At 70.6% G+C, this 21,951-nt stretch carries 20 protein-coding genes; 16 read left to right on the top strand and 4 right to left on the bottom strand.

Translation table 11 applies throughout. From position 1 onward, the window contains the following. Positions 1-11 precede the first annotated feature (11 nt). The 8 genes from ruvC (at position 12) to YWY_RS0101605 (ending at position 9,885) form a co-directional block, all read left to right on the top strand. Positions 12-584, top strand: coding sequence for a crossover junction endodeoxyribonuclease RuvC (gene ruvC, locus YWY_RS0101640; protein WP_028846207.1), 573 nt, complete (start codon positions 12-14; stop codon positions 582-584). A 15-nt stretch (positions 585-599) separates the two neighbouring features. Further along, positions 600-1,205: a Holliday junction branch migration protein RuvA gene (ruvA, locus tag YWY_RS0101635; protein WP_028846206.1), complete on the top strand. Its 606-nt coding sequence runs from the start codon at positions 600-602 to the stop codon at positions 1,203-1,205. Continuing rightward, the gene (gene ruvB / locus YWY_RS0101630) at positions 1,205-2,263 is read left to right on the top strand and encodes a Holliday junction branch migration DNA helicase RuvB (protein WP_028846205.1); all 1,059 of its coding nucleotides are present in this window, start codon (positions 1,205-1,207) and stop codon (positions 2,261-2,263) included. Before ruvA ends, ruvB begins: the two co-directional genes overlap by 1 nt. A gap of 197 nt (positions 2,264-2,460) precedes the next feature. After that, positions 2,461-2,865, top strand: a complete 405-nt coding sequence (yajC, locus tag YWY_RS0101625; RefSeq protein ID WP_028846204.1) for a preprotein translocase subunit YajC — start codon at positions 2,461-2,463, stop codon at positions 2,863-2,865. Positions 2,866-3,018: 153 nt separating this feature from the next. Continuing rightward, positions 3,019-4,839 carry a protein translocase subunit SecD gene (gene secD, locus YWY_RS0101620; protein WP_028846203.1) on the top strand — a complete coding sequence of 607 codons (1,821 nt, stop codon included), beginning with the start codon at positions 3,019-3,021 and terminating at the stop codon, positions 4,837-4,839. 1 nt (position 4,840) lies between these two features. Then, the gene (gene secF, locus YWY_RS0101615) at positions 4,841-6,115 is read left to right on the top strand and encodes a protein translocase subunit SecF (RefSeq protein ID WP_051309478.1); all 1,275 of its coding nucleotides are present in this window, start codon (positions 4,841-4,843) and stop codon (positions 6,113-6,115) included. 62 nt (positions 6,116-6,177) lie between these two features. Continuing rightward, the gene (locus YWY_RS0101610) at positions 6,178-8,496 is read left to right on the top strand and encodes a RelA/SpoT family protein (RefSeq protein WP_028846201.1); all 2,319 of its coding nucleotides are present in this window, start codon (positions 6,178-6,180) and stop codon (positions 8,494-8,496) included. Positions 8,497-9,099: 603 nt separating this feature from the next. Continuing rightward, the gene (locus YWY_RS0101605; RefSeq protein ID WP_028846200.1) at positions 9,100-9,885 is read left to right on the top strand and encodes an enoyl-CoA hydratase-related protein; all 786 of its coding nucleotides are present in this window, start codon (positions 9,100-9,102) and stop codon (positions 9,883-9,885) included. A gap of 105 nt (positions 9,886-9,990) precedes the next feature. Here YWY_RS0101605 and YWY_RS0101600 read toward each other — a convergent pair whose 3' ends face one another. Beyond that, positions 9,991-10,932 (bottom strand): peptidylprolyl isomerase, encoded by a 942-nt coding sequence (locus YWY_RS0101600; protein ID WP_028846199.1) that lies wholly within the window; start codon positions 10,930-10,932, stop codon positions 9,991-9,993. 122 nt (positions 10,933-11,054) lie between these two features. On the opposite strand from YWY_RS0101600, the gene YWY_RS0101595 reads away from it, so the two are divergent. Together YWY_RS0101595 and YWY_RS0101590 are read left to right on the top strand one after the other, a co-directional pair. Further along, positions 11,055-11,711, top strand: coding sequence for an MBL fold metallo-hydrolase (locus tag YWY_RS0101595; RefSeq protein ID WP_028846198.1), 657 nt, complete (start codon positions 11,055-11,057; stop codon positions 11,709-11,711). Then, entirely contained in the window at positions 11,708-12,391 is a 684-nt protein-coding gene (locus YWY_RS0101590; RefSeq protein WP_028846197.1) for a hypothetical protein, read from the top strand. The genes YWY_RS0101595 and YWY_RS0101590 overlap by 4 nt, the downstream gene beginning before the upstream one ends. On the opposite strand, the gene YWY_RS19650 is transcribed toward YWY_RS0101590, so the two are convergent. After that, the gene (locus YWY_RS19650) at positions 12,363-13,961 is read right to left on the bottom strand and encodes a YibE/F family protein (protein ID WP_084608773.1); all 1,599 of its coding nucleotides are present in this window, start codon (positions 13,959-13,961) and stop codon (positions 12,363-12,365) included. The two genes, YWY_RS0101590 and YWY_RS19650, sit on opposite strands and share 29 nt — an antisense overlap. 271 nt (positions 13,962-14,232) lie before the next feature. Between YWY_RS19650 and aspS the strand changes: the two genes are divergently transcribed. Continuing rightward, positions 14,233-16,008, top strand: a complete 1,776-nt coding sequence (aspS, locus tag YWY_RS0101580; protein ID WP_028846196.1) for an aspartate--tRNA ligase — start codon at positions 14,233-14,235, stop codon at positions 16,006-16,008. Positions 16,009-16,017: 9 nt separating this feature from the next. Here aspS and YWY_RS0101575 read toward each other — a convergent pair whose 3' ends face one another. After that, a complete protein-coding gene (locus YWY_RS0101575; RefSeq protein ID WP_051309475.1) occupies positions 16,018-16,548 on the bottom strand; it encodes a DUF309 domain-containing protein in 531 nt (176 codons plus the stop codon). Positions 16,549-16,580: 32 nt separating this feature from the next. Here YWY_RS0101575 and YWY_RS0101570 point away from each other — a divergent pair, with 32 nt between their 5' ends. Next, a complete protein-coding gene (locus YWY_RS0101570; RefSeq protein ID WP_028846194.1) occupies positions 16,581-17,753 on the top strand; it encodes a phosphotransferase in 1,173 nt (390 codons plus the stop codon). 49 nt (positions 17,754-17,802) lie between these two features. Further along, positions 17,803-19,158 (top strand): replication-associated recombination protein A, encoded by a 1,356-nt coding sequence (locus tag YWY_RS0101565; protein ID WP_028846193.1) that lies wholly within the window; start codon positions 17,803-17,805, stop codon positions 19,156-19,158. A gap of 30 nt (positions 19,159-19,188) precedes the next feature. On the opposite strand, the gene YWY_RS0101560 is transcribed toward YWY_RS0101565, so the two are convergent. Then, positions 19,189-19,911 (bottom strand): PE-PPE domain-containing protein, encoded by a 723-nt coding sequence (locus tag YWY_RS0101560; RefSeq protein ID WP_038044227.1) that lies wholly within the window; start codon positions 19,909-19,911, stop codon positions 19,189-19,191. A 206-nt stretch (positions 19,912-20,117) separates the two neighbouring features. Here YWY_RS0101560 and YWY_RS0101555 point away from each other — a divergent pair, with 206 nt between their 5' ends. The 3 genes from YWY_RS0101555 (at position 20,118) to YWY_RS0101545 (ending at position 21,892) form a co-directional block, all read left to right on the top strand. Further along, positions 20,118-21,077 (top strand): LLM class F420-dependent oxidoreductase, encoded by a 960-nt coding sequence (locus YWY_RS0101555; protein WP_028846191.1) that lies wholly within the window; start codon positions 20,118-20,120, stop codon positions 21,075-21,077. Positions 21,078-21,158: 81 nt separating this feature from the next. Further along, positions 21,159-21,563 carry a DUF948 domain-containing protein gene (locus YWY_RS0101550; RefSeq protein WP_028846190.1) on the top strand — a complete coding sequence of 135 codons (405 nt, stop codon included), beginning with the start codon at positions 21,159-21,161 and terminating at the stop codon, positions 21,561-21,563. Further along, on the top strand, positions 21,560-21,892 hold the full coding sequence (locus YWY_RS0101545) for a hypothetical protein (RefSeq protein ID WP_028846189.1): 333 nt from the start codon (positions 21,560-21,562) through the stop codon (positions 21,890-21,892). Before YWY_RS0101550 ends, YWY_RS0101545 begins: the two co-directional genes overlap by 4 nt. The last annotated feature ends 59 nt before the right edge of the window (positions 21,893-21,951 follow it).

Genomic DNA, 21,951 nt, shown 5'->3' with positions numbered 1-21,951 from the left:
GAGGCGAGAGGGTGCGCGTGCTCGGGGTCGACCCGGGGCTGACCCGGTGCGGGATCGGCGTGGTGGACGGCGGCCCCGGCAGGCAGGTCACCTGCGTGCACTACTCGGTGGTGCGTACGCCGGCCGACGCCGAGCTGCCGTCCCGGTTGCTGGCCGTGGCCGAGGCGGTGGACCAGGCGCTCGAGCAGCACCGGCCCCAGGCAGTGGCCATCGAGCGGGTGTTCAGCCAGCACAACGTGCGCACGGTGATGGGCACCGCGCAAGCCAGCGGCGTGGTCGCGCTGTGCGCCGCGCGGCGCGGCCTGCCCGTCGGCTTCCACACGCCTAGCGAGGTGAAGGCGGCCGTGACCGGGTCCGGTGCGGCGGGCAAGGCCCAGGTGACGACGATGGTGACGCGGCTGCTGTCGCTGCCCCAGCGGCCCAAGCCCGCGGACGCCGCGGACGCGCTGGCGCTGGCCATCTGTCACCTGTGGCGGGAACCGCTGCGCAAGCGGCTGGCCGAGGTGGAACGGCACGCGGCCGAGCTGGCCAGGCAGCACAAGGCCAGGCTGAAGGAGGCGGCCCGGCTCCGGGCCCGAGCATGATCAGGGAGTGAGGAGATGATCTCGTCGGTACGCGGCACGGTGCTCTCCGTCGCGCTCGACCACGCGGTGGTGGAGGTCGGTGGCGTGGGACTGGCCGTGCAGGCCGCGCCGGCGACGCTGGCGACGCTGCGGGTGGGGGAGCAGGCGCAGCTGTTCACCTCGCTGGTGGTGCGGGAGGACTCGCTCGCCCTGTACGGCTTCTCCGACGTGCAGGCCCGTGAGCTGTTCGAACTGCTACAGACGGTGTCCGGTATCGGGCCGCGGCTGGCGCTGGCCGCGATCGCGGTGCTGGAGCCGGAGACGCTGCGTGCCGCCATCGCCGACGGCAACATCTCCGTGCTCACCCAGGTTCCCGGCATCGGCCGCAAGGGTGCCGAGCGGTTGAGCCTGGAGCTGCGGGACAAGATCGATGCCGCCGGCCAGGCGACCGCAGCGGCCGGGCCCGCCGCCGCGACGGCGAACTCCGCCGTGCGCTCCGAGGTGGTCGAGGCGCTCATCTCGCTCGGCTTCCCGGCCAGGCAGGCGGAGCAGGCGGTCGACGGCGTCCTGGCGGCCAACGGCGACGGTGACAAGTCGGCGGTCTTGCGGGCCGCGCTGAGCAGCATCGGGAAGCAGCGCTGATGAGCGACGAGGACTACGGCGAGTTCGGCACCGCGCGCTCTCCGGTCTCCGCGCTGCCGGAGACGGGGGAGCGGGAGCTGGAGACCGCGCTGCGGCCGCGCAGGCTGAGCGAGTTCATCGGCCAGGCCAGGGTGCGGGAACAGCTGGAGCTGGTGCTGGAGAGCGCCAAGCGGCGCGGCAGGCCGCCGGACCACGTGCTGTTGTCCGGTCCGCCGGGGCTCGGCAAGACGTCGCTGTCGATGATCATCGCCGAGGAGCTGAACAGCACGATCCGGATCACTTCGGGGCCGGCGCTGGAACGCGCAGGCGACCTGGCGGCCATGCTGTCCAACCTGGCCGAGGGCGACGTGCTGTTCATCGACGAGATCCACCGCATCGCCCGGCCCGCCGAGGAGATGCTGTACATGGCCATGGAGGACTTCCGGGTCGACGTGGTGGTGGGCAAGGGCCCCGGCGCCACCAGCATTCCGCTGGAGATCGCGCCGTTCACCCTGGTCGGTGCCACCACCAGGTCCGGTGCGCTGACCGGGCCGTTGCGCGACCGGTTCGGGTTCACCGGGCACATGGAGTTCTACGAGCCGGAAGAACTCGAGCAGGTGCTGCACCGCTCGGCGGCCATCCTGGGCGTGCCCATCGAGCCGGACGGTGCCGCGGAGATCGCCCGGCGCTCCCGGGGGACGCCACGGATCGCCAACCGGCTGCTGCGCCGGGTGCGGGACTACGCCGAGGTGCGGGCGGACGGTGTCGTCACGCTGGAGACGGCGCGCGCCGCGCTCGAGGTGTACGACGTGGACGAGCTGGGCCTGGACAGGCTGGACCGGGCGGTGCTCAAGGCGCTGGTCGAGTCGTTCGGTGGCGGTCCGGTCGGGGTGTCCACGCTGGCGGTGGCCGTCGGTGAGGAGGCGGCCACCGTCGAAGAGGTCTGCGAGCCCTACCTGGTGCGCGCGGGCATGCTGGCCCGCACCCCGCGTGGCCGGGTGGCCACCCCGGCGGCGTGGCGGCACCTCGGCCTGATCCCGCCCAAGGAGCAGCCGGAAGCCCCGACGCTGTTCGACTAGCAGCCTCCAGCGCGCGGTTCGCACGTGGCAAAGACCGATTCCCGGCACTGTTCGCCGAGGCCAAGGCCGGGGACGGGGACCTGCCGACCGGGTGCGGGGCGTACACTGGCACACTCGGCTGCGACGCGGACTTGACAGCCGGTCACAGACGGACGTTGACACAACCGGGCGCCGCGAGTGCCCGACAAGGGAGCAACATGGAAATCCTCCTTCCCATGTTCGTTGCGCTGCTGCTGGTGATGGTCTTCAGCGCGCGCAAGCAGAAAAAGGTGATCGCCGCCCAGCAGGAGATGCAGGACAGCCTCAAGCCGGGCGACCGTGTGATGACCACCTCCGGCTTGTATGCCACGGTGGCCGACGCCAGCGACGACACCACCATCGACCTGGAGATCGCCGACGGCGTGGTGACCACGTGGCTGCGCCAGGCCGTCCGGGAGAAGGTCGGCCCGGTCGTCGAGGACGACGAGGAGCTGACCGACGGCGACACCGACGGCTCCGCCGAGGCCGAGCTGTCGGCCGACGGCTCCGCCGAGGACAAGGCCGAGACCAAGACCGAAAGCGGCGCGCAGGTCGCCCCTCCGCTGGAGCACGGCACGAAGTAGCCATCGGCCATGGTGTCACACCGGGCTCACGCGGCACGGAGTAAAGTCTCCGTGCCGCGAGGTGAGGTGTGACCGTTCCCACGCGGCATCTCGTCGAACGTCAACTTCGGGCAGCCTCGTCGTGCGGCCCTGTCGAGGAGGAGTAGCACTCCCGTGGCACCACCTGCCGGGACCATCAGACCCTGGCGCCATCTGGCGATATTCCTGCTGATCGGCATCGTCCTGTACGGCTTGGTGTTCTTCACCGGCGACGGCAAGCCGGTGCCGAAGCTGGGCATCGACCTGCAGGGTGGCACCAGCGTCGTGCTGACCGCGCGTACCCCGGACGGCTCGGACCCGTCGCGGGAGTCGCTGAACACGGCGCGAGCGATCATCAACCAGCGTGTGGACGGCCTCGGCGTCGGCGGTGCCGAGGTGGTGCTGGACGGCAACAACATCGTCATCACCGTGCCCGGATCGGGCAACGCGGAGCAGGCCAAGACGCTCAGCCAGACCGCCAAGCTGGGTTTCCGCGAGGTCATCGCGGGCCCGTTCGACCCGGCCGCGGTTGCCGCCGGTGGTGACGAGAAGAGCGAGGCGGACGACGAGAAGGCGGAAAAGGGAGACAAGTCCTCCGGCTCCTCCGGTGACAAGCCGGATTCCGGGAAGAAGTCCGGCTCCGACGCCGACAAGGGCAGCAGCTCCGGCGGCGGCAGCGCCCCGGCCGGCCAGGGCGCGCTCGCGCAGCAGCCGGACAACGACGACGACCTCGACGAGCAGACCAAGAAGGAGATCGCCGCGGCGCGCAAGGTGCGCCAGCACAAGGACCTGGCCTCGCAGGACCCGGCCAAGCAGCGCGCGGCCATCGAGCGGGCGGTCAAGGAACTGCAGGGCTGCGCCAAGAACTTCGACGACCCGCTGCGCGGCAACGACCTGCCCGACCTGCCGCTGGTCGCCTGCCAGCGGCCGAGCGACGCCGCAGGATCCAGCGAGGACGCAGCGGACGAGCCGCGCCAGGCGTACGTGCTCGGCCCGGTGGTGCTGGACGGCACCATGGTGGCCAGCTCGACGTCCAGCGTGAACCCGGACAGCGTCGGCTACCAGGTCAACATCGACTTCACCAGCGAGGGCAACGACAAGTGGTCCGAGCTGACCGCCAAGCTGGCGCAGAAGTCGCAACTGCAGGGCCTGGACAACCCGGCCCGGGTGGCGTTCGTGCTGGACACCGAGGTGGTGTCGGCGCCGTCGGTGACCCAGCAGATCAGCGGCAGCACTCGGATCACCGGTGACTTCACCGAGCAAGAAGCTCGTGAGCTCGCCGAGATCCTGAAGTACGGATCACTGCCGCTGTCGTTCGAGACGCAGGACGCCCAATCGGTGTCGCCGACGCTGGGCCTGTCGTCGCTGCGGGCCGGGCTCATCGCCGGTTTCATCGGCTTGGCGCTGGTGGCGTTGTACTGCCTGTTCTACTACCGCTTGCTCGGGGTGCTGCTGTTCGCGTCGTTGATCTTCACGGCGGCCGTGGTGTACCCGGTGATCGTCCTGCTCGGCCGGTCGGTGGGCTACACCCTGGATCTGGCGGGCGTCGCCGGTCTGATCATCTCCATCGGTGTCACCGCGGACTCGTTCATCATCTACTTCGAACGCATCAAGGACGAAATCCGCGACGGCCGGTCGGTACGGTCGGCCGTGCCGCGGGCGTGGGTGCGCGCCAGGCGCACCATCCTGTCCGCCGACGCGGTCGTGCTGATCGCCGCGGTGGTGCTCTACATCCTCGCCATCGGGCAGGTGAAGGGCTTCGCGTTCACCGTCGGCCTGTCCACCGCGCTCGACCTGACCGTGGTGTTCCTGGTGACGCACCCGCTGATGGTGCTGGCCGGCAACTGGAAGATCTTGAGCAACCGGGCGCTGTCCGGGCTCGGACTGGTGCAGGACGAGGGCAACCTTGCGGCCGCCCGGCGCAAGGCTCGTACGGCGACGGCGAAGGGGGTCTGACGTGGCGGACGAGAAGACGTACTCGCTGGCGACCCCGATCGACCAGGAGCCGAAGAAGCACAGCGTGTTCGCCCGGCTCTACATGGGCACCGGCGCGTTCAACATCGTCGGCAGGCGCAAGATCTGGTACTCGGCGACCGTGGTGCTGCTGCTGGTGTGCATCGGCAGCATGATCTTCCGCGGATTCAACCCGAGCATCGAATTCGTCGGCGGGACGAAGATCCAGCTGCCCGCGGTCTCCGCGGAGGGCAGGCTCGACGTCGACCGGGTGGAGGAGGTGTTCGCGGACACCCTTGGCAAGGACCCGGTGGCGGTGCAGGAGGTCGGCAGCGGCCCGGACGCCACGATCGACATCCGGTCCGAGACACTGACCAACGCCGAGGTCGCCAAACTCAAGGACGCGCTGTACGAGCAGCTGCAGCCGCTCGGCACGGACGGGGAGCCGGATCGGGCGGCGATCAGCGACCGGGCGCTGAGTGGATCCTGGGGCGGCGAGATCACCGAGCAAGCGATCATCGCGCTGGTGGTGTTCCTTGCCCTGGTCGGGCTCTTCCTGGCGTTCTACTTCGAACGCTGGATGGCGGTGTCCGCGCTGCTGGCCCTCGGTTTCGACCTCACCACCACCGCGGGTGTGTACTCGCTGGTCGGTTTCGAGGTGACCCCGTCGACCGTGATCGGTCTGCTCACCATCCTGGGCTTCTCGCTGTACGACACCGTGGTGGTGTTCGACAAGATCAAGGAGAACAGCAAGAACCTGCTCGATCTGACCAGGATGACGTTCCCCGAGGCGGCGAACCTGGCGGTCAACCAGGTGCTGATGCGGTCGATCAACACGTCGTTGGTCACCCTGCTGCCGGTGCTGGCGCTGCTGGTGATCGGGGTCGGCATGCTCGGCGCGGGCACGTTGAAGGACCTGGCGCTGGTGATGTCGGTCGGCACCGTGGCCGGCACCGTGTCGTCGGTACTGCTGGCCACCCCGCTGCTGGTGGACTTCAAGATGCGCTACCCGGAGTACCGGGAGCACGAACGCCGGGTCATGGAGCGGCGGGCGCAGACCCAGCAGCGGAAGGGCCAGCTGAACGAGCAGATCTCCGTCGACGAGGAGACGCTGGAGGCCGAGATGCGCCGGGAGCGGGCGTACGCGGCGGCTTCCAGCGTGCCCGGTCGCACGCTGCGGCGGATCGACCAGCAGCGAGTGGCCGGTAAGGAGGCCAGGCGGTCCGGCCGGGGCAGCGGCCGCCCGACCGGTAAGCCAACCGGGAAGCGTCGTCGTTGAGCCGAGCGAGCTAACCTGGGTATTCATACCGACCGCGCCGGGACGACGTGAGGGAGGTGCGGGTGAGCCAGGAGCTCGACTCGACGGCGGGCGCGTCGACTGTCGCGCCCACACCAGGGTCCGGCAGGCCCGCGACTCCGTCGGCGACCAAACGGGTGCGGGCCCGGTTGGCCAGGAGAATCACCGCCCAGCGTGCCGCCTCGGTGAAGCAGGTGCTGGAACCGCTGGTGGCGGTGCACCGGGAGCTGCACCCGAACGCCGATCTCGCGCTGCTGCAGCGGGCCTACGACGTCGCCGAGGAGCTGCACCGCGGTCAGCGCCGCAAGTCCGGCGACCCGTACATCACCCATCCGCTGACCGTGGCCACCATCCTGGCGGAGCTGGGCATGGACACCACCACGCTGGTGGCGGCCCTGCTGCACGACACCGTCGAGGACACCGGGTACTCGCTGGAGCAGCTGCGCCGGGACTTCGGCGACGAGGTGGCACACCTGGTCGACGGTGTCACCAAGCTGGACAAGGTCAAGCTGGGCACGGCGGCGGAGGCGGAGACCATCCGCAAGATGGTGGTCGCCATGGCGCGCGATCCTCGCGTGCTGGTGATCAAGCTGGCCGACCGGCTGCACAACATGCGCACGATGCGCTTCCTGCCGCCGGAGAAGCAGGTGCGCAAGGCGCGGGAAACTCTCGAGGTGCTCGCGCCGTTGGCGCACCGGCTGGGCATGGCGACGGTCAAGTGGGAGCTGGAGGACCTGGCGTTCGCCATCCTGCAGCCGAAGAAGTACGACGAGATCGTCCGGCTGGTGGCCAAGCGCGCGCCCAAGCGTGACGAGTACCTGCGCCGGGTCATCGACGAGCTGAACAAGAACCTGTCCGAGGCGCGGATCGAGGCCAAGGTCGAAGGCAGGCCGAAGCACTACTACTCGATCTATCAGAAGATGATCGTCCGCGGCCGCGACCTGGACGAGATCCACGACCTGGTCGGGGTGCGGATCCTGGTCGAGGACGTGCGCGACTGCTACGCCGCCATGGGCGTGGTGCACGCGCTGTGGCAGCCGATGCCCGGCCGGTTCAAGGACTACATCGCCCAGCCGCGGTTCGGTGTCTACCAGTCGCTGCACACCACGGTGATCGGCCCGGACGGCAAGCCGCTGGAGGTGCAGATCCGCACCTACGAGATGCACCACACCGCCGAGTACGGCATCGCTGCGCACTGGCGGTACAAGGAGACAGGCGGCACGCACCGCGGCTCGGCCGACATCGACCAGATGGCGTGGATGCGGCAGCTGCTCGACTGGCAGCGGGAGGCGGCCGACCCCGGGGATTTCCTCGAGTCGCTGCGCTACGAGATGGCGACCAAGGAAATCTTCGTGTTCACCCCGAAAGGCGACGTGATCACGCTGCCCGCGGGCTCGACGCCGGTAGACTTCGCCTACGCCGTGCACACCGAGGTCGGCCACCGGTGCATCGGGGCGAGGGTCAACGGCAGGCTGGTCCCGCTGGAGCGCAAGCTGGAGAACGGCGAGGTCGTCGAGATCTTCACCTCGAAGGCGGAGAACGCGGGCCCGAGCCGGGACTGGCTGAACTTCGCCGGCTCGGCCAAGGCCAGGGCCAAGATCCGCCAGTGGTTCGCCAAGGAGCGCAGGGAAGAGGCCATCGAGGCGGGCAAGGAGGCCATCTCCAAGGAGATCCGCCGGGCGGGCCTGCCGCTGCAGCGGCTGATCTCCGCCGACGTCATGGGCGCACTGGCCACCGAGCTGCGCTACAACGACATCACCGCGCTGTATGCCGCGGTGGGCGAGGGCAACATCAGCGCCAAGCACGTCGTGCAGCGGCTGGTGGCGTTCATCGGCGGCCTGGAGGAGGCGGAGGAGGAGCTGGCCGAGCGCTCCACCCCGTCCACCATCAGCCGCCGGCGCAGCACGAACGACGTGGGCGTGATCGTCAAGGGCGCCGACGACGTCTGGGCCAAGCTGGCCCGCTGCTGCACTCCGGTGCCGGGGGACGAGATCCTCGGTTTCGTCACTCGCGGCGGCGGGGTGAGCGTGCACCGCACCGACTGCACCAACGCCGACGATCTGCGCAAGCAGCCCGAGCGGCTGGTCGAGGTGGAGTGGGCGCCGTCGGAGAACTCGGTGTTCCTGGTGGCGATCCAGGTCGAGGCGCTGGACCGGCACCGGCTGCTGTCCGACATCACCAAGATCCTGGCCGACGAGAAGGTCAACATCCTGTCGGCGTCGGTGACCACCTCGCGCGACCGGGTGGCGATCTCCCGTTTCTCGTTCGAGATGGGCGACCCGAAACACCTCGGCCACGTGCTCAACGCGGTGCGCAAGGTGGAGGGCGTCTACGACGTGTATCGCGTGACATCGGCCTCGTGACCGCGCAACCGGTTTGTGACGATTACGCTGAGTTGTCTTTGTCACGTTCGGTGAGCTGAACCCCGTCGCGTGCGGCCGACGTGTAGCGAGTGACAGCGCCGGACAGCAGTCGCGGCGGCTCCCCGCACGGCGCACAGCGTGCCGGTGCCGGGGATGTCGTCGGCTTCGGCCCACCGACGCTGTCGGGATTGACGCGAGACTGCGAACTCCGGTCGATCGCCCAGAGGTCACGAGTGGCCATCGCAGACGGGTGCCATCGGGTGAACGGGAGCGGACGGACGGCACGACGGGAATTCGCGGCTCGGTCGGGACCACTGGTGTGGTTTCTGCGCGCCACACCAGTCCTGGCGTCCGGCAAGCGAGGGGCATCGTTTCGCGCGACATGTGACGATGCAGGCAGGGACCTCGCTTGCCGGCGCCTTCGACCCCGTTTCGTGTGCGGAGGTCATCAGCACGCCGCGCAGCGCTAGTTGATCGCGTCTCGACCCGTTTCGTATGTGGAGGTCATGCTCGCTTGTGTCCGCGTGTCCGGTGCGTGGCCGGGTGCGTGAGCCTGACAACGTGTGCGGCACCGCGGGCCGCTGACGCCGTAATGTGCTGGACATGGTTGCCGGCCTCGAGTTCTCGGTCGATGCCGACTCCGGCATCGCGCGCTTGACGTTCAACCGTCCGGACAAGCACAACGCGATCACCCTCGACATGTGGCGGGCCATCCCGGAGCTGGTCGCAAAGGTGGAAGCCGACCCGACGGTCCTGGTCCTGCAGCTCACCGGCGCGGGCGGCTCGTTCTCCGCGGGCGCCGACGTCGCCGAGTTCCGCCACCTGCGGGCCGAGCCCGCCGACGCCGCCCGCTACGACGAGGCGGTGCTCGGCGCCGTCCGAGCCCTGCGCGAGATGGTGAAACCCTCGATGGCCGTCCTCCGCGGGAACTGCATCGGCGGCGGATGTCAGATCGCCGTCGCGTGCGATCTGCGGTTCGCCGCGGAGGGGGCCCGGTTCGGCATCACGCCTGCCAAGCTCGGCATCGTCTACGACTTCGAGTCGACCCGGCAGCTGGTGTCGCTGGTCGGCCCGGCGCGCGCCAGGTACCTGCTGCTGTCCGGCGAGCTGATCGACGCGGCGCGGGCCAGGGAGATCGGCCTGGTCGACGACGTGGTCCCGGCCGGCGAGCTGGAGCAGGTGGCCGACCGCTTCGCGGCCACCATCGCCAGTCGGTCGCAGGCGTCCGTGCGCGGGATGAACCGCATCATCGGCAAGATCGCGGCGGGCCAGCACGAGCCGGACGACGAGGTGCGGGACATTCGCCTGCGCGCGTTGACCGGCGAGGACTACGCCGAGGGTGTTGCCGCCTTCCTCGAGCGCAGGCCGCCGCGATTCACGTTCCGCTGACCGCCGGCGCGGCTGCGCTCGGTGCCGGTGTGCTTCGCCGCCGCGACCGGACGCAAGCTTCGAAAAGATCCGCGGGGCCGCGGCGGCGGGGCAGGCCCAGCTCGTTCAGTCGTCCTTCACCGAAACCTTGGTGAACTTCACCTCGAGTACGGGCTTGGCCGTCCCGTCGGCGTACTCGAGGTAGGACTTCGGATCGAGCCCCTTGCGGGCCACCTTCTCCAAGGTCTTCAGCCCGGTGTCGGAGATGGTGCCGAACACCGTGTACTGCCGCGGCAGCATCGAGCCGTCGGACATGGTGGCGGAGCCGTAGATCAGGAAGAACTGCCCGCCGCCGCTGTTCGGCGCCCCGGTGTTGGCCATCGCCACCAGGCCCCGGCCGTACTTCAGCTTGCTGTGGAACTCGTCCGGCACGGTGTACCCCGGCCCGCCACGGCCGGTTCCGGTCGGGTCACCGCACTGCAGCATCTGCAGCCCCTGGATGCCCAGCCGGTGGCACGACGAGCCGTCGTAGTAGCCCTGCTCGATCAGGCTGACGATGCTGTTGACGGTGCAGGGCGCCATCGACCGGTCCAGCGTCAGGCCGATCTCGCCCGCCGTGGTGTCGATGGTGACGTCCACCGTGCCGGACGCGGGCACCGTGGTCTGCTCGGGCGGATCGACGTCCTTGGCTGCTTCTTGCGCCGACTCGGGGTACTTGCACGTCGACGGGTTCGGCAGCGGCTTGGGGTGGGGGACCGGCTCGGTCCGCTTGCCCGGGATCTTCAGCTTGCGGACCATGTCGTCGATCTCGGCCTTCGCCTTGTCCAGCCGCTCCTTCTCGCTCGCCTTCTGCTCCGCGGCCGCCTTGGCCTGGCGAGCGGCTTCGGCCTCCGCTTCCTGCCTGGCCTGGTTGACGAAGATCAGCACCAGCGCGATGACGGCGACCACCGCCACCCCGGTGGCGACGGCGGCGATGATCCGGTTCCGCCGTGCCCGCGCCGCTCTGGCCTTGAGCTGGCGTTCCAACTTGCGCTTCGCGGCTTCGCGGCGCTGCTGGTTGGTCGACACAGGCCCTCCTGATCATGTTCGCCGATGGCGTGTCGGGGCGGATTCTAGGGCGAGCGGGTGTCAAGCCCTCGTGTAGGTCGCCTGCGCCTGGCCCGATGGAGCAGGACCGGTACCCTGACGGCGTGCTTGTGGTGGGGTTTCCGACCGGGGCGTTCCAGGCCAACTGCTACGTGGTGGCCGCGGACACCGGGCAGGACTGCGTGATCATCGACCCGGGGCAGGATGCCGAGCAGGGCATCGAGAAGGCGCTGCGCGAGCACCGGCTCGACCCGGTGGCGGTGCTGGCCACCCACGGGCACTTCGACCACGTGTTCGCGGCGCAGACCGTGGCGGACGCGCACACCATCCCGGTCTACATCCAGCCCGAGGATCGCGTGCTGTTGTCCGACCCGTTGCGCGGGCTCGGCCCGCAGCTGGCGGCCGTGTTCGCCGGCCAGGTCAGCATGCGCGAACCGCGTGACGTCGTGGAACTCACCGAGGGCACGCTGCGCGTCGCCGGATTCGAGTTCACCGTCGACCACGCCCCCGGCCACACTCCCGGTTCGGTCATCTACCGGGTGACCAGCGACGAGGGCGGCCAGGTGGCGTTCACCGGCGACGTGCTGTTCGCCGGCTCGATCGGCCGCACCGACCTGCCCGGCGGCGACCCGGAAGTGATGCAGCGTTCACTGAAGGAGAAGGTGTTGACGCTGTCCGACGACACGGTCGTGCTTCCCGGCCACATGGGAGCGACGACGATCGGTAAAGAACGCGCGAGCAACCCGTTCCTGCCATCATGAGCGAAACACCCGAACAGGCTTCCCGGCCCGGACCGGAGAAGGGGCCGGGCGAGCGGATCTTGTTGCACGGCTCCGATCCGCAGCAGCGCCGCAGGCGAGCCGTCGGCGCGATCGTCGTGGTGGGCGTGCTGGCCGCCGCGGTCGGCGGCATCGTCGGGTTGTTCGCCGACCGCACCGGCGGGCTCATCGCGGCCGCCGTGGTGGGGCTGCCGTTGTTGCTGCTCACCCTCTACTCGGTGCGCAGGCAGGTGTGGCTGGACGGCAACGACCTGGTGGTGCGCACGTGGGGAACGCGGCGCCTGCCGATCGCCGAGGCCACGCGGGTGGACGTGGTGATCACCCAGATGCGCGGCGCCCGCACGGTCGCCCTGCTGTTCGGCGGCAAGCGCACGTCGGTGAAGGTCGACCTGGCCGTCTACCAGGGGTCCGGCCTGGCCGCCACCGGCCGGGAGATGGGCATCGTGCCGCTGCGCAGGCTGGCGAACGCCCTGATGAACAACACCGAGGTCAACGGCATGGTGTTCGCCGAGCTGCTGGTCGCTCAGCTGCGCTCGGAGGCCAAGGGGGACGGGCTGGAGGACCGGCCGCTGTACCGGCTGGCCACCGCGGCCCCGGGGGATCGGCTGGCGCAGCGGTACAGCATGCAGGCGATCAGTCGGTTCGTCGCTTCGCTCGACTGACCTGCCCCGGCCTGCCCGCGCGCGCCTGCCGGGCCTGCCGGGCCTGCCGGTCGGGGGCGGGCCGCTTGGCTCCCGGGGCGCCCGGCTCGGGCTGCGTGGCGTGGGAAGCGGTCGGTTCGGCGGGCCGAAACCGCTGGGGCCGTTCGGCCGGTGCCGGCCCGGGATGGCGGCCGGGTTGGTCGGTCCGGGCGGCGGACGACCCGGAGCGCTGCGTATGTGGCTCGGCTGCTTGCTCGTCGTCGGTCTCGGCCGAGCCGGCGAGCCGTTCGCGGTGCACCACCAGCGCGGCCAGGGCCGTCGTGACCGGGACGGCGGCGATGATGCCCAGGCTGCCCGCCAGCGTGCGCAGGATCTCCTGCGCGATGTCCTGCGAGGTCAGGATGGTGCCGAGGCCGACGCCCGAGATCGCCGTGTACAGCATCACCGGCAGCGCGGCACCGGCGTAGGCGAGCACCAGGGTGTTCACCGCCGAGGCGACGTGGTCCCGGCCGATCCGCAAGGCCGAGCGGTACAGGCGCGCCCAGCCCAGCCCGGCGTTGGCCTGCTTGAGTTCCCACACCGCGCTGGCCTGGGTGATGGTGATGTCGTCCAGCACCCCCAGCGCGCCGATCACCACCCCGGCCAGCAGCAGGCCGCGCGCGTCGATGCCGTGCCCCAGCGCGCTGATCAGCGCCGCCGTCGGCTCGTCCAGGCCGGTGAGCACGGCCAGCCAGGAGAACAGTGCGGCGAACAGGCCGATCAGCGCCAGGCTGATCAGCGTGCCGAGCACGGCGACCGTGGTGCGCGCCGAGATGCCGTGGGTCAGGTACAGCGTGGCGAACATGATCAGCCCGGCCCCGGTGATGGCCACCAGCAGTGGGTCCCGGCCGTCGAGGATCGCGGGCAGGACGAACACCGCCAGCGCACCGAAGGTGAACGACAGCCCGGCGAGCGCGCGCAGTCCTTTCCAGCGCCCCAGCGCCAGCACCGCGAGCACGAACACCGCCGCGAGCAGCAGCAACGGTGTGGCGCGCTGGAAGTCCTTGATCTGGTAGGCGTCCGGTGAGGTGGGGTCGCCGCCGGTGTAGGCGAGCACGACGTCGTCCCCTGCGGTGAACCGGGGCATTGCCGGCTGGATCGGGACGATCTTGTGCAGGGTTTCCCCCGCGGCCGGGCCGTCGGTCAGCCGGAGGGTCACCGTCAGGCACTTCTTGCCGTCGGCGCCGTCGTCCGGGCTGTCGTCGACGGTGATCTCGCCCGGCTCGGTGCACGACCCGGACGCCACGGCGGTGACCGTGGCGTCGACCGGGTCGCCGGAGTCGATGGTGCTGCTCGGCAGATCGCCCGACGGCCACAGCAGCACCAGGCCGACCAGGGTGGCCAGGATGAACGGGGCCAGCAGCGTCCCGAGCAGCGTGCGCAGCCGCGCCGAAGCCGGTGGTGGCGGTTCGTGGGAGTGTGCGTGGCCGTGCGGCGGTTCGGGGCGCTCGGCCTGCTGATCGTCTCGTGGCGGCGCCGTGCGAGTTCGGGTCGGTCGTTGCGCGGGCCGGGAAGTGCGCGCCGCACGAGTGGCGGAGCCGCGGTGCGGCATCCCTTCTCCGGGCGTCGCCGGCACGCGCGGAATCAGATGGGTGGCGTCGTTCGGTCGTCGTGGACGGCCGTGCTGCGGGGGTTCGGGTCGCGTCACCCCTCGACTCCTGTCTGTTCGGACTGCTGGTGATCCCGGCGCCGACGTCGGCCCGGCGGCAGTATGCCAGCGTCGGCCGGTGGCCGTGACCGAAACCGGTGGCAGGCCGCGCGCGGGCGTTGGTTAGCCTTGCCGTCTGGGGAGAACAACGACCAACCGAGAGGCAGCGATACTCGTGCTCCGCACCCACGAAGCCGGCACCCTGCGTGCCGAGCACGCCGGCCAGACCGTCACGTTGAGCGGTTGGGTGGCCAGGCGGCGCGACCACGGCGGCGTCATCTTCATCGACCTGCGGGACGCGTCCGGCGTGGCGCAGGTGGTGTTCCGGGAAGGCGAGATGGCCGAGCGCGCGCACGATCTGCGCTCGGAGTACTGCATCCAGGTCACCGGCGAGGTGGCCAAGCGGCCGGAAGGCAACGAGAACCCGGACATCGCCACCGGTGAGATCGAGGTGCTGGCCACCGAACTGACCGTGTTGTCGGAGTCGGCCCCGCTGCCGTTCCCGGTGGACGACCGGGTGGACGTGGGGGAGGAGACCCGGCTGCGCTACCGCTACCTGGACCTGCGCCGGTCCGGCCCGGCCCGGGCGCTGCGGCTGCGCAGCGAGGTCAACCGGGTGGCCCGCGAGGTGCTGCACAAGCGCGGCTTCGTCGAGGTGGAGACGCCGACGATGACCCGCTCCACCCCGGAAGGTGCGCGGGACTTCCTGATCCCGGCCCGGCTGCGCCCCGGCAACTGGTACGCCCTGCCGCAGTCGCCGCAGCTGTTCAAGCAGCTGCTGATGGTGGCGGGCGTCGAGCGGTACTACCAGATCGCCCGCTGCTACCGCGACGAGGACTTCCGCGCCGACCGGCAGCCGGAGTTCACCCAGCTGGACATCGAGCAGAGCTTCGTCGACCAGGACGACGTGATCGCGCTGGCGGAGGAGATCCTGGTCGCGCTGTGGCGGCTGATCGGGTACGAGATCCCCACCCCGATTCCGCGGATCAGCTACGCCGACGCAATGGCCAGGTACGGCACGGACAAGCCGGACTTGCGCTTCGGGCTGGAGATCACCGACCTCACCGAGTACTTCGCCGACACGCCGTTCCGGGTGTTCCAGGCGCCGTACGTCGGTTCCGTGGTGATGCAGGGCGGGGCGTCCCAGCCGCGGCGCACGCTGGACGCCTGGCAGGACTGGGCACGGCAGCGCGGCGCCCGTGGCCTGGCGTACGTGCTGGTGCAGGAGGACGGCACGCTGACCGGCCCGGTGGCGAAGAACCTGTCCGAGTCCGAACGGGCGGGCCTGGCCGAGGCAGCGGGCGCCAAGCCGGGCGACTGCATCTTCTTCGCCGCGGGCAAGCCGAACGAGGCGCGTGCCCTGCTGGGCGCCGCCCGGGTGGAGATCGCCAACCGGCTCGGGCTGATCGACCCGAACGCCTGGTCGTTCGTGTGGGTGGTGGACTTCCCGCTGTTCGAGTCGGCGGAGGAGGCCGAAGCAGGCGGCGAGGTGGCGGTCGGCAGCGGGAACTGGACCGCGCTGCACCACGCCTTCACCTCGCCGACCCCGGAGTGGCTGGACAAGTTCGACAGCGACCCGGCGAACGCGAAGGCCTACGCCTACGACATCGTGTGCAACGGCAACGAGATCGGCGGTGGCTCGATCCGTATCCACCAGCCGGACGTGCAGCGCCGGGTGTTCAAGGTGATGGGCCTGTCCGAGGAGGAGGCGCAGGAGAAGTTCGGCTTCCTGCTGGACGCGTTCCAGTACGGCGCGCCGCCGCACGGCGGCATCGCGTTCGGCTGGGACCGCATCTGCGCGCTGCTGACCGGCGCGGAGTCGATCCGCGAGGTGATCGCCTTCCCCAAGACCGGTGGTGGGTACGACCCGCTCACCGGGGCTCCGGCGCCGATCACCGCCCAGCAGCGCAAGGAAGCCGGGGTGGACGTCAAGCCGCAGGCGCAGAGCTGAGCCGCGGCGTCAGCACGCCCGCAGCCGGGGGCTGCAGCTGGCGACCGAGTTCGGCATCCGGCCGGCTTGCACCTGGTCCGCCAGCGCTTGCGCCCACGTGCGCAGGCCGTCGACGTCGACACCGTAAGGCCGCTGCCCGGCATACGGCTGGAGGTTGGCCGCGCCCCGGCGCAGCAGCCGGACGCTGCCTTTGGGATTGCCTCGTCCGACGTGGGTGAGCCCGACAGCCAGCTGGGCCAGCGCCTGCCACAGCGGTTCGCGGCCGCCCGGCAGCCCGTCTCCGGCCTTCCACGCGTCCTCGAACACCTCGTGGGCGTGGAACGGTTTTCCTTCGTCCAGCAGCCGCTGAGCCTCGTCGAGCGTCTCGGACGGCGTGCGTGCAACGCCCTCCGGTTGCCGCGGCACACCCGCGGCACCGTAGGGCAGCGGGCGGCCGAGGCCGTCGCGCGGCCGCCGGTTGTGCGGCCTGCCTGATTCGTCCCGGTCTCGGTCGGGGAGTTCCCCCGAACTGCCCGCCGATGCCGTCCCGATGCTGGTCATGGTGACTGCCACGCTAGTAGGGTCGGCCGTTGATGCGTGTGAACACTCCGTCAACCGGCGACGATCTGCTCGCTGACGGGCCGGAGGAGGATCAGCTGCAGGCGGCGGTCGCGGCCGCCGAATCGGTTCTCGCTGATCGGTTCGGGTCGCCCATCGCGCTGACCGAGCCGGAGACTCTGGCCGGCAGCGGCCCGGCCGTGGTGGTGCGGGTCCGGGTGGCGTCCTCGCCGTTCGCCCTGCCGAAGACGCTGGTGGTCAAGCACTATCGCCGCCCGGCCGAGTTCGCCACTGAGGCGGCGAGCTACCAGCTGTTCACCGCGCTGACCTCCGAGGAGCGAATGTGCCCCGAGCCGATCGGGCACGACAAGACGCGCGGCGTGCTGGTGCTGTCCGATCTCGGCTGGGCACCGACCCTGAAGGACAAGCTGCACCAGCGCGATGCTCGCGCGGCCGAGCGTGCGTTGTTGTCGTGGGCACGCGCACTGGGCCGGATGCACGCCACCACGGCGCGACGTGAGGCGGACTTCCTCGCCTTGTTGCGGCGGCTGGGCGGCACGCCGGCCTGCGCGGACGACGAGCAGGCGGCCGTTGCCGCGCAGTTGCCGGGTCTGCTGCAGAACGAGCTCGGTGTCCCGACGTCGGACGTCGTTCGAGAGCAGGTGTCGGCCGCGCTCGCCCGGGTCCAGGCTGCGACGTTCCGCGCCTTCTCCCCGGTGGATCTGTCCCCGGAGAACAACCTGGTCACCAGCAGCGGGGTGCGGTTTCTGGATTTCGAGCACGGCTGTGTGCGCAACGCCCTGCTGGACGTGGCGCACATGCGGGTGCCGTTCGCGTTCTGGGAAGGAGCGCTGGCACTGCCCGCGGGCATGAGCGAGGCGATGATCGCCGGATGGCGCGCGGAAGTGGTGTCGGTGTGGCCCCGGCTGGCCGACGAGTCGGTGTTCGCCGAGGCGCTGCTGGACTGCCAGTTGCTGTGCGTCTGGCAGCAGACGCATCGGGAGCTGCCGGGCCTGGCGGGCAGCGCGCCCGTGCCGGGGACGAGCAGCAGGCCCGCCGCACTGCGTTCGTGGTGGCTGGAGCTGTCCCGGCAAGCGGCCATCTTCGGGGCGGACGACCTGGCCGATCACGCCGGGGCGGTGGCGTCGGGCCTGGACGACCGGTTCGGCCCGGGGCTCGAACTCGCCCCGTATCCGGCGTTCGCGTGACGGCGGCGTGACCGCTGGAGATGTGGCAGCGGCGCGGTAGCGTCGAGGCGTGCAGGACGAACTGTTCACCGTCAATCCCGCGCTGGACGAGTCGCCGGCGGTGGCGGGGGAGCCGGGGCCGGTCGACCCGATGGACCCGCTGGCGGTCCGGATGCGGCCGCGCACGCTGGACGAGGTGGTCGGCCAGGACCATCTGCTCAAGCCGGGCGCGCCGCTGCGCCGCCTGGTGGAAGGCGCGACCCCGGCGTCGGTGGTGCTGTTCGGCCCGCCGGGCACCGGCAAGACCACGCTGGCCTCGCTGATGGCCGGGGCGACCGGCCGCCGCTTCGTGGCCCTGTCGGCGCTCAACTCGGGCGTGAAGGAGCTGCGCGCAGTGATCGCCGAGGCGCGGCGCAGGCGGTCGCACGCGGCGGAGAACACGGTGCTGTTCATCGACGAGGTGCACCGGTTCTCCAAGACGCAGCAGGACGCCCTGCTCGGCGCGGTGGAGGACCGCACGGTTCTGCTGGTGGCGGCGACCACCGAGAACCCGTCGTTCTCCGTGGTGGCGCCATTGCTGTCGCGTTCGCTGGTGTTGCAGCTGCGTCCGCTGACCGACGACGACATCCGGCTGGTGCTGCACCGTGCGCTGACCGACGAGCGGGGGCTGGCCGGGAAGTTCGAGCTCACCGAGGAAGCCGCCGATCACCTGGTGCGGTTGTCGGGTGGAGATGCCCGGCGTGCGCTGACCGCGCTGGAAGCGGCGGCCGACGCCGCGGGGGAGGGCACCATCGACCTGGCCACGGTGGAGGCGACGGTCGACCGGGCGGCAGTCCGCTACGACCGGGACGGGGACCAGCACTACGACGTGATCAGTGCGTTCATCAAGTCCATCCGCGGCTCGGACGTCGACGCAGCGCTGCATTACCTGGCGCGGATGATCGAAGCGGGGGAGGACCCGAGGTTCATCGCGCGCAGGCTGATCGTGCACGCCAGCGAGGACATCGGCATGGCCGACCCGACGGCGCTGCAGACGGCCGTGGCGGCCGCGCACGCGGTGCAGTTCATCGGCATGCCGGAGGGCAGGCTGGCGCTGGCGCAGGCGACCATTCATCTGGCCACCGCGCCCAAGTCCAACGCGGTGATCTCGGCGATCGACGGCGCGCTGGCGGACGTCCGGGCGGGCAAGGTGGGCAGTGTGCCGCCGCATCTGCGCGACGGGCACTATGCCGGTGCCGAGCGGCTGGGCCACGCGCAGGGCTACCGCTATCCGCACAACGTGCCGGAAGGTGTGGTCGAGCAGCAGTACCCGCCGGACGGCTTGGTGGGCAGGGACTACTACCACCCCACCGAACGAGGCGCGGAGCGCCCGATCGCCGAACGGGTGCAGCGGCTACGCCGGATCGTGCGCGGCGAACGGGCGTGAGCGAAAACGGTCAGCCGCGGGCTGCGGCGCTTAGCACGGCCCGACCCGCGGCCACCAGTGGTTGCCGTGCACGACCTCGTCGGTGAGCGTGTGCGGCATGACCTTGGCCGGATAGCAAGGGTGCTGGACCAGGTAGCCGCCCGGTGCCTCGATGGTGGTGAAGTGACACACGCCGTCGGTCTCGATGCAGTACCGCTCCACCGGGATGCCGCCGAAGTCGGTCCGGCCGGGGCCCGGCGAGGTGAACCCGAACACGCCGATGCCCTTGGGCACGACGGCGCCGATGCCCGTGCCCGGATGCATCGGGTCGCCGTACAGCGAGCCGGACACCTGCGACTTCGGCACCCCGATGCGGCCGTCTGCGACGTCTTCGAGCACGAGGTTCGCCACGTGTGCACCTTGCGAGAAACCGACGATGACGAATTGGCCCGCCGGATCGTCGGCGTAGGTCTGTTCCAGCACGGCGCGCGCTGCCCGGTGACCTTCGGCCACGCTGGCGTCGTAGGAGATGCCGATCGGGCTGCAGAGCGGATTGCCTGCCGCCGGGTACTCCACCCGCAGCCGCACGCCGCCGCGCAGGTCGATGCCGTTGTAGGCGTCGGCGTGCGGATCACACGTGCCGCCGATCAGGACGAAATACCGCGCCCCGGCGGCGTTCTCGGCCTGTGCGGGTTCGGCCGCTGCCAGCCCGCCGGTCAGCGGCAACAGTGCCGTCGCGGCTGCGGCGGCCAGGCCGGCGAGGTGTCTGCGCATCACGTGTCGTGCCCTTCCGGTGGAGGATGCCCGGCAGGCACATTAGCGAACAAGATTGTTCACAAGTAATCCGGCGATCGGGTGGCGCGGTTGCCGGACGCAGGCGACGGGTCGTCGGAGCACGGGTGGGCGGATGGCGACGGGCGCCGGCGCGGCGGGTGCGTCGCTTCCTGCCGGGCAGGCGGCTTCGTGCCAGACTCGTGGCCATGAGCGTGCGCTTCGGAGTTTTCGTGCCGCAGGGCTGGCGGCTGGACCTGACCGAGATCGCCGACCCGGTCGAACAGTGGGAGGCCATGACCGCGGTGGCCAAGGCCGCCGATGCCGGCCCGTGGGACTCGATCTGGGTGTACGACCACTTCCACACCACCCCGGAGCCGACGCAGAACACCACGTTCGAGGCCTGGACCACCACCGCGGCGCTGGCCAGGGACACCCGCCGGGTCAACGTCGGGCAGATGGTGGGGTGCAACGGGTACCGCAACCCGGCGCTGTACGCCAAGATGGCCTCCACGGTGGACGTGCTCAGCCACGGCAGGCTCTACGCCGGGCTCGGCGCGGGCTGGTACGAGCACGAATGGAAGGCCTACGGCTATCCGTGGCCGTCGCTGAAGGACCGGATGGGCGCCTTCGCCGAGGCCACCGAGATCATCTACCGCATGTGGACCGAGGACGAGGTGGTCTTCTCCGGCCGCTACCACTCGGTCGACAAGCCGATCAACGAACCGAAGGGCGTGCGCAAGCCGCACCCGTCGCTGTGGCTGGGCGGCGGCGGCCCGAAGGTCACGCTGCGGCTGGTGGCCCGGTTCGCCGACGCGGCCAATTTCGGCGGCGGCGAACCGGAGCGGATCACCGAGAAGGCGGACATCCTGCGCAGGCACTGCGACGAGGTGGGCAGGGACTACGACGAGATCATCAAGTCCACCAACATCAACATCCTGCCCATCGACCGCGGCGACGACCCGGAACGGGCCATGGCCAGGGCGCACGTCGGCGACCCGGCGCGGTGGCGCTCCGGCTGGGGCCTGGTCGGCACCGAGGACGAGATCGTGGCCAAGGTGGAGTCGGTGCTCGCAGCCGGCGCGGACTATGTCAACTTCTACATTCCGGGCCTTGCCTACGACCTGGACCTGCTGGCGCGGGCGGAGGCGGTCGTCCGGCGGTTCTGACCGCTGGCCCGCTCCTGCCCGCGCGGACCGGTCGCGGTAGCCTGACCTGCATTCTCGGCAGCTGACGTCACTGGAGGAACGTTGTCCGCTGGCCACATCGCGGCGTTGATCGCCGCAGGCGCGTTCGTGCTGCTGGTCGTCCTGCTGGCGGTACCGCTGCTGAAGCTGGGCCGCGCGCTGGACGAGGCGACGATCGCGATCCGGAAAGCCCACGAGAACACCGACCCGATCCTGCACGGCGCCAACGACACGCTGACGCACGTCAACACGCAGCTGCAGCGGGTCGACGGGGTGACGGCCAATCTCCAGCAGGCCTCCAGCAACGTGTCCGCCCTGACATCGGTCTTCACCGCCACCCTGGGTGGGCCGTTGGTGAAGACCGCGGCCCTGGCCTACGGTGTGCGCAAGGCCGTCAAGGCCCGCAGGCAGGCCAAGGAGGAGCGGGCGGGCCGCCGGCCGCGCGCACGGAAGCGGGGCCGCCGATGAAGCGCACGTTCTGGTTCGGCCTCGGCGTCGCCGCGGGTGTCGCGCTGACCAGGAAGGCCGCCAAGTCGGCTCGTCAGGTCACGCCTGCCGGGTTAGCCTCGAACGTGGGCGAGGCGATTCGTGAGCTCGCCCAGGCCGTCGGTTCGTTCGGGGCGGACGTCCGAGCCGGGATGTCCGAGCGTGAGCAGGAGTTGCAGGAGCAGGTGACACGAGACACCGGGATTTCCCTCCGGCACCAGGAGGTGCGGTCGCGTGCGGGCAAGCACGCGGCGTCCGCGCGCCCGGACCAGCGGGCGGTGTCTCGCCGAGCGCCCAGGGCAGACGCCTGACGCGCCTGCGCGCGAGGCGCCTGCCGCCCCACTCGCTCACCCACAGCCGCCGCTTGATG

The organism is Thermocrispum agreste DSM 44070, assembly GCF_000427905.1.
In the GTDB taxonomy this organism is placed as follows: Bacteria; Actinomycetota; Actinomycetes; order Mycobacteriales; family Pseudonocardiaceae; genus Thermocrispum; species Thermocrispum agreste.
This window is presented reverse-complemented; position numbering and strand designations above follow the sequence as displayed.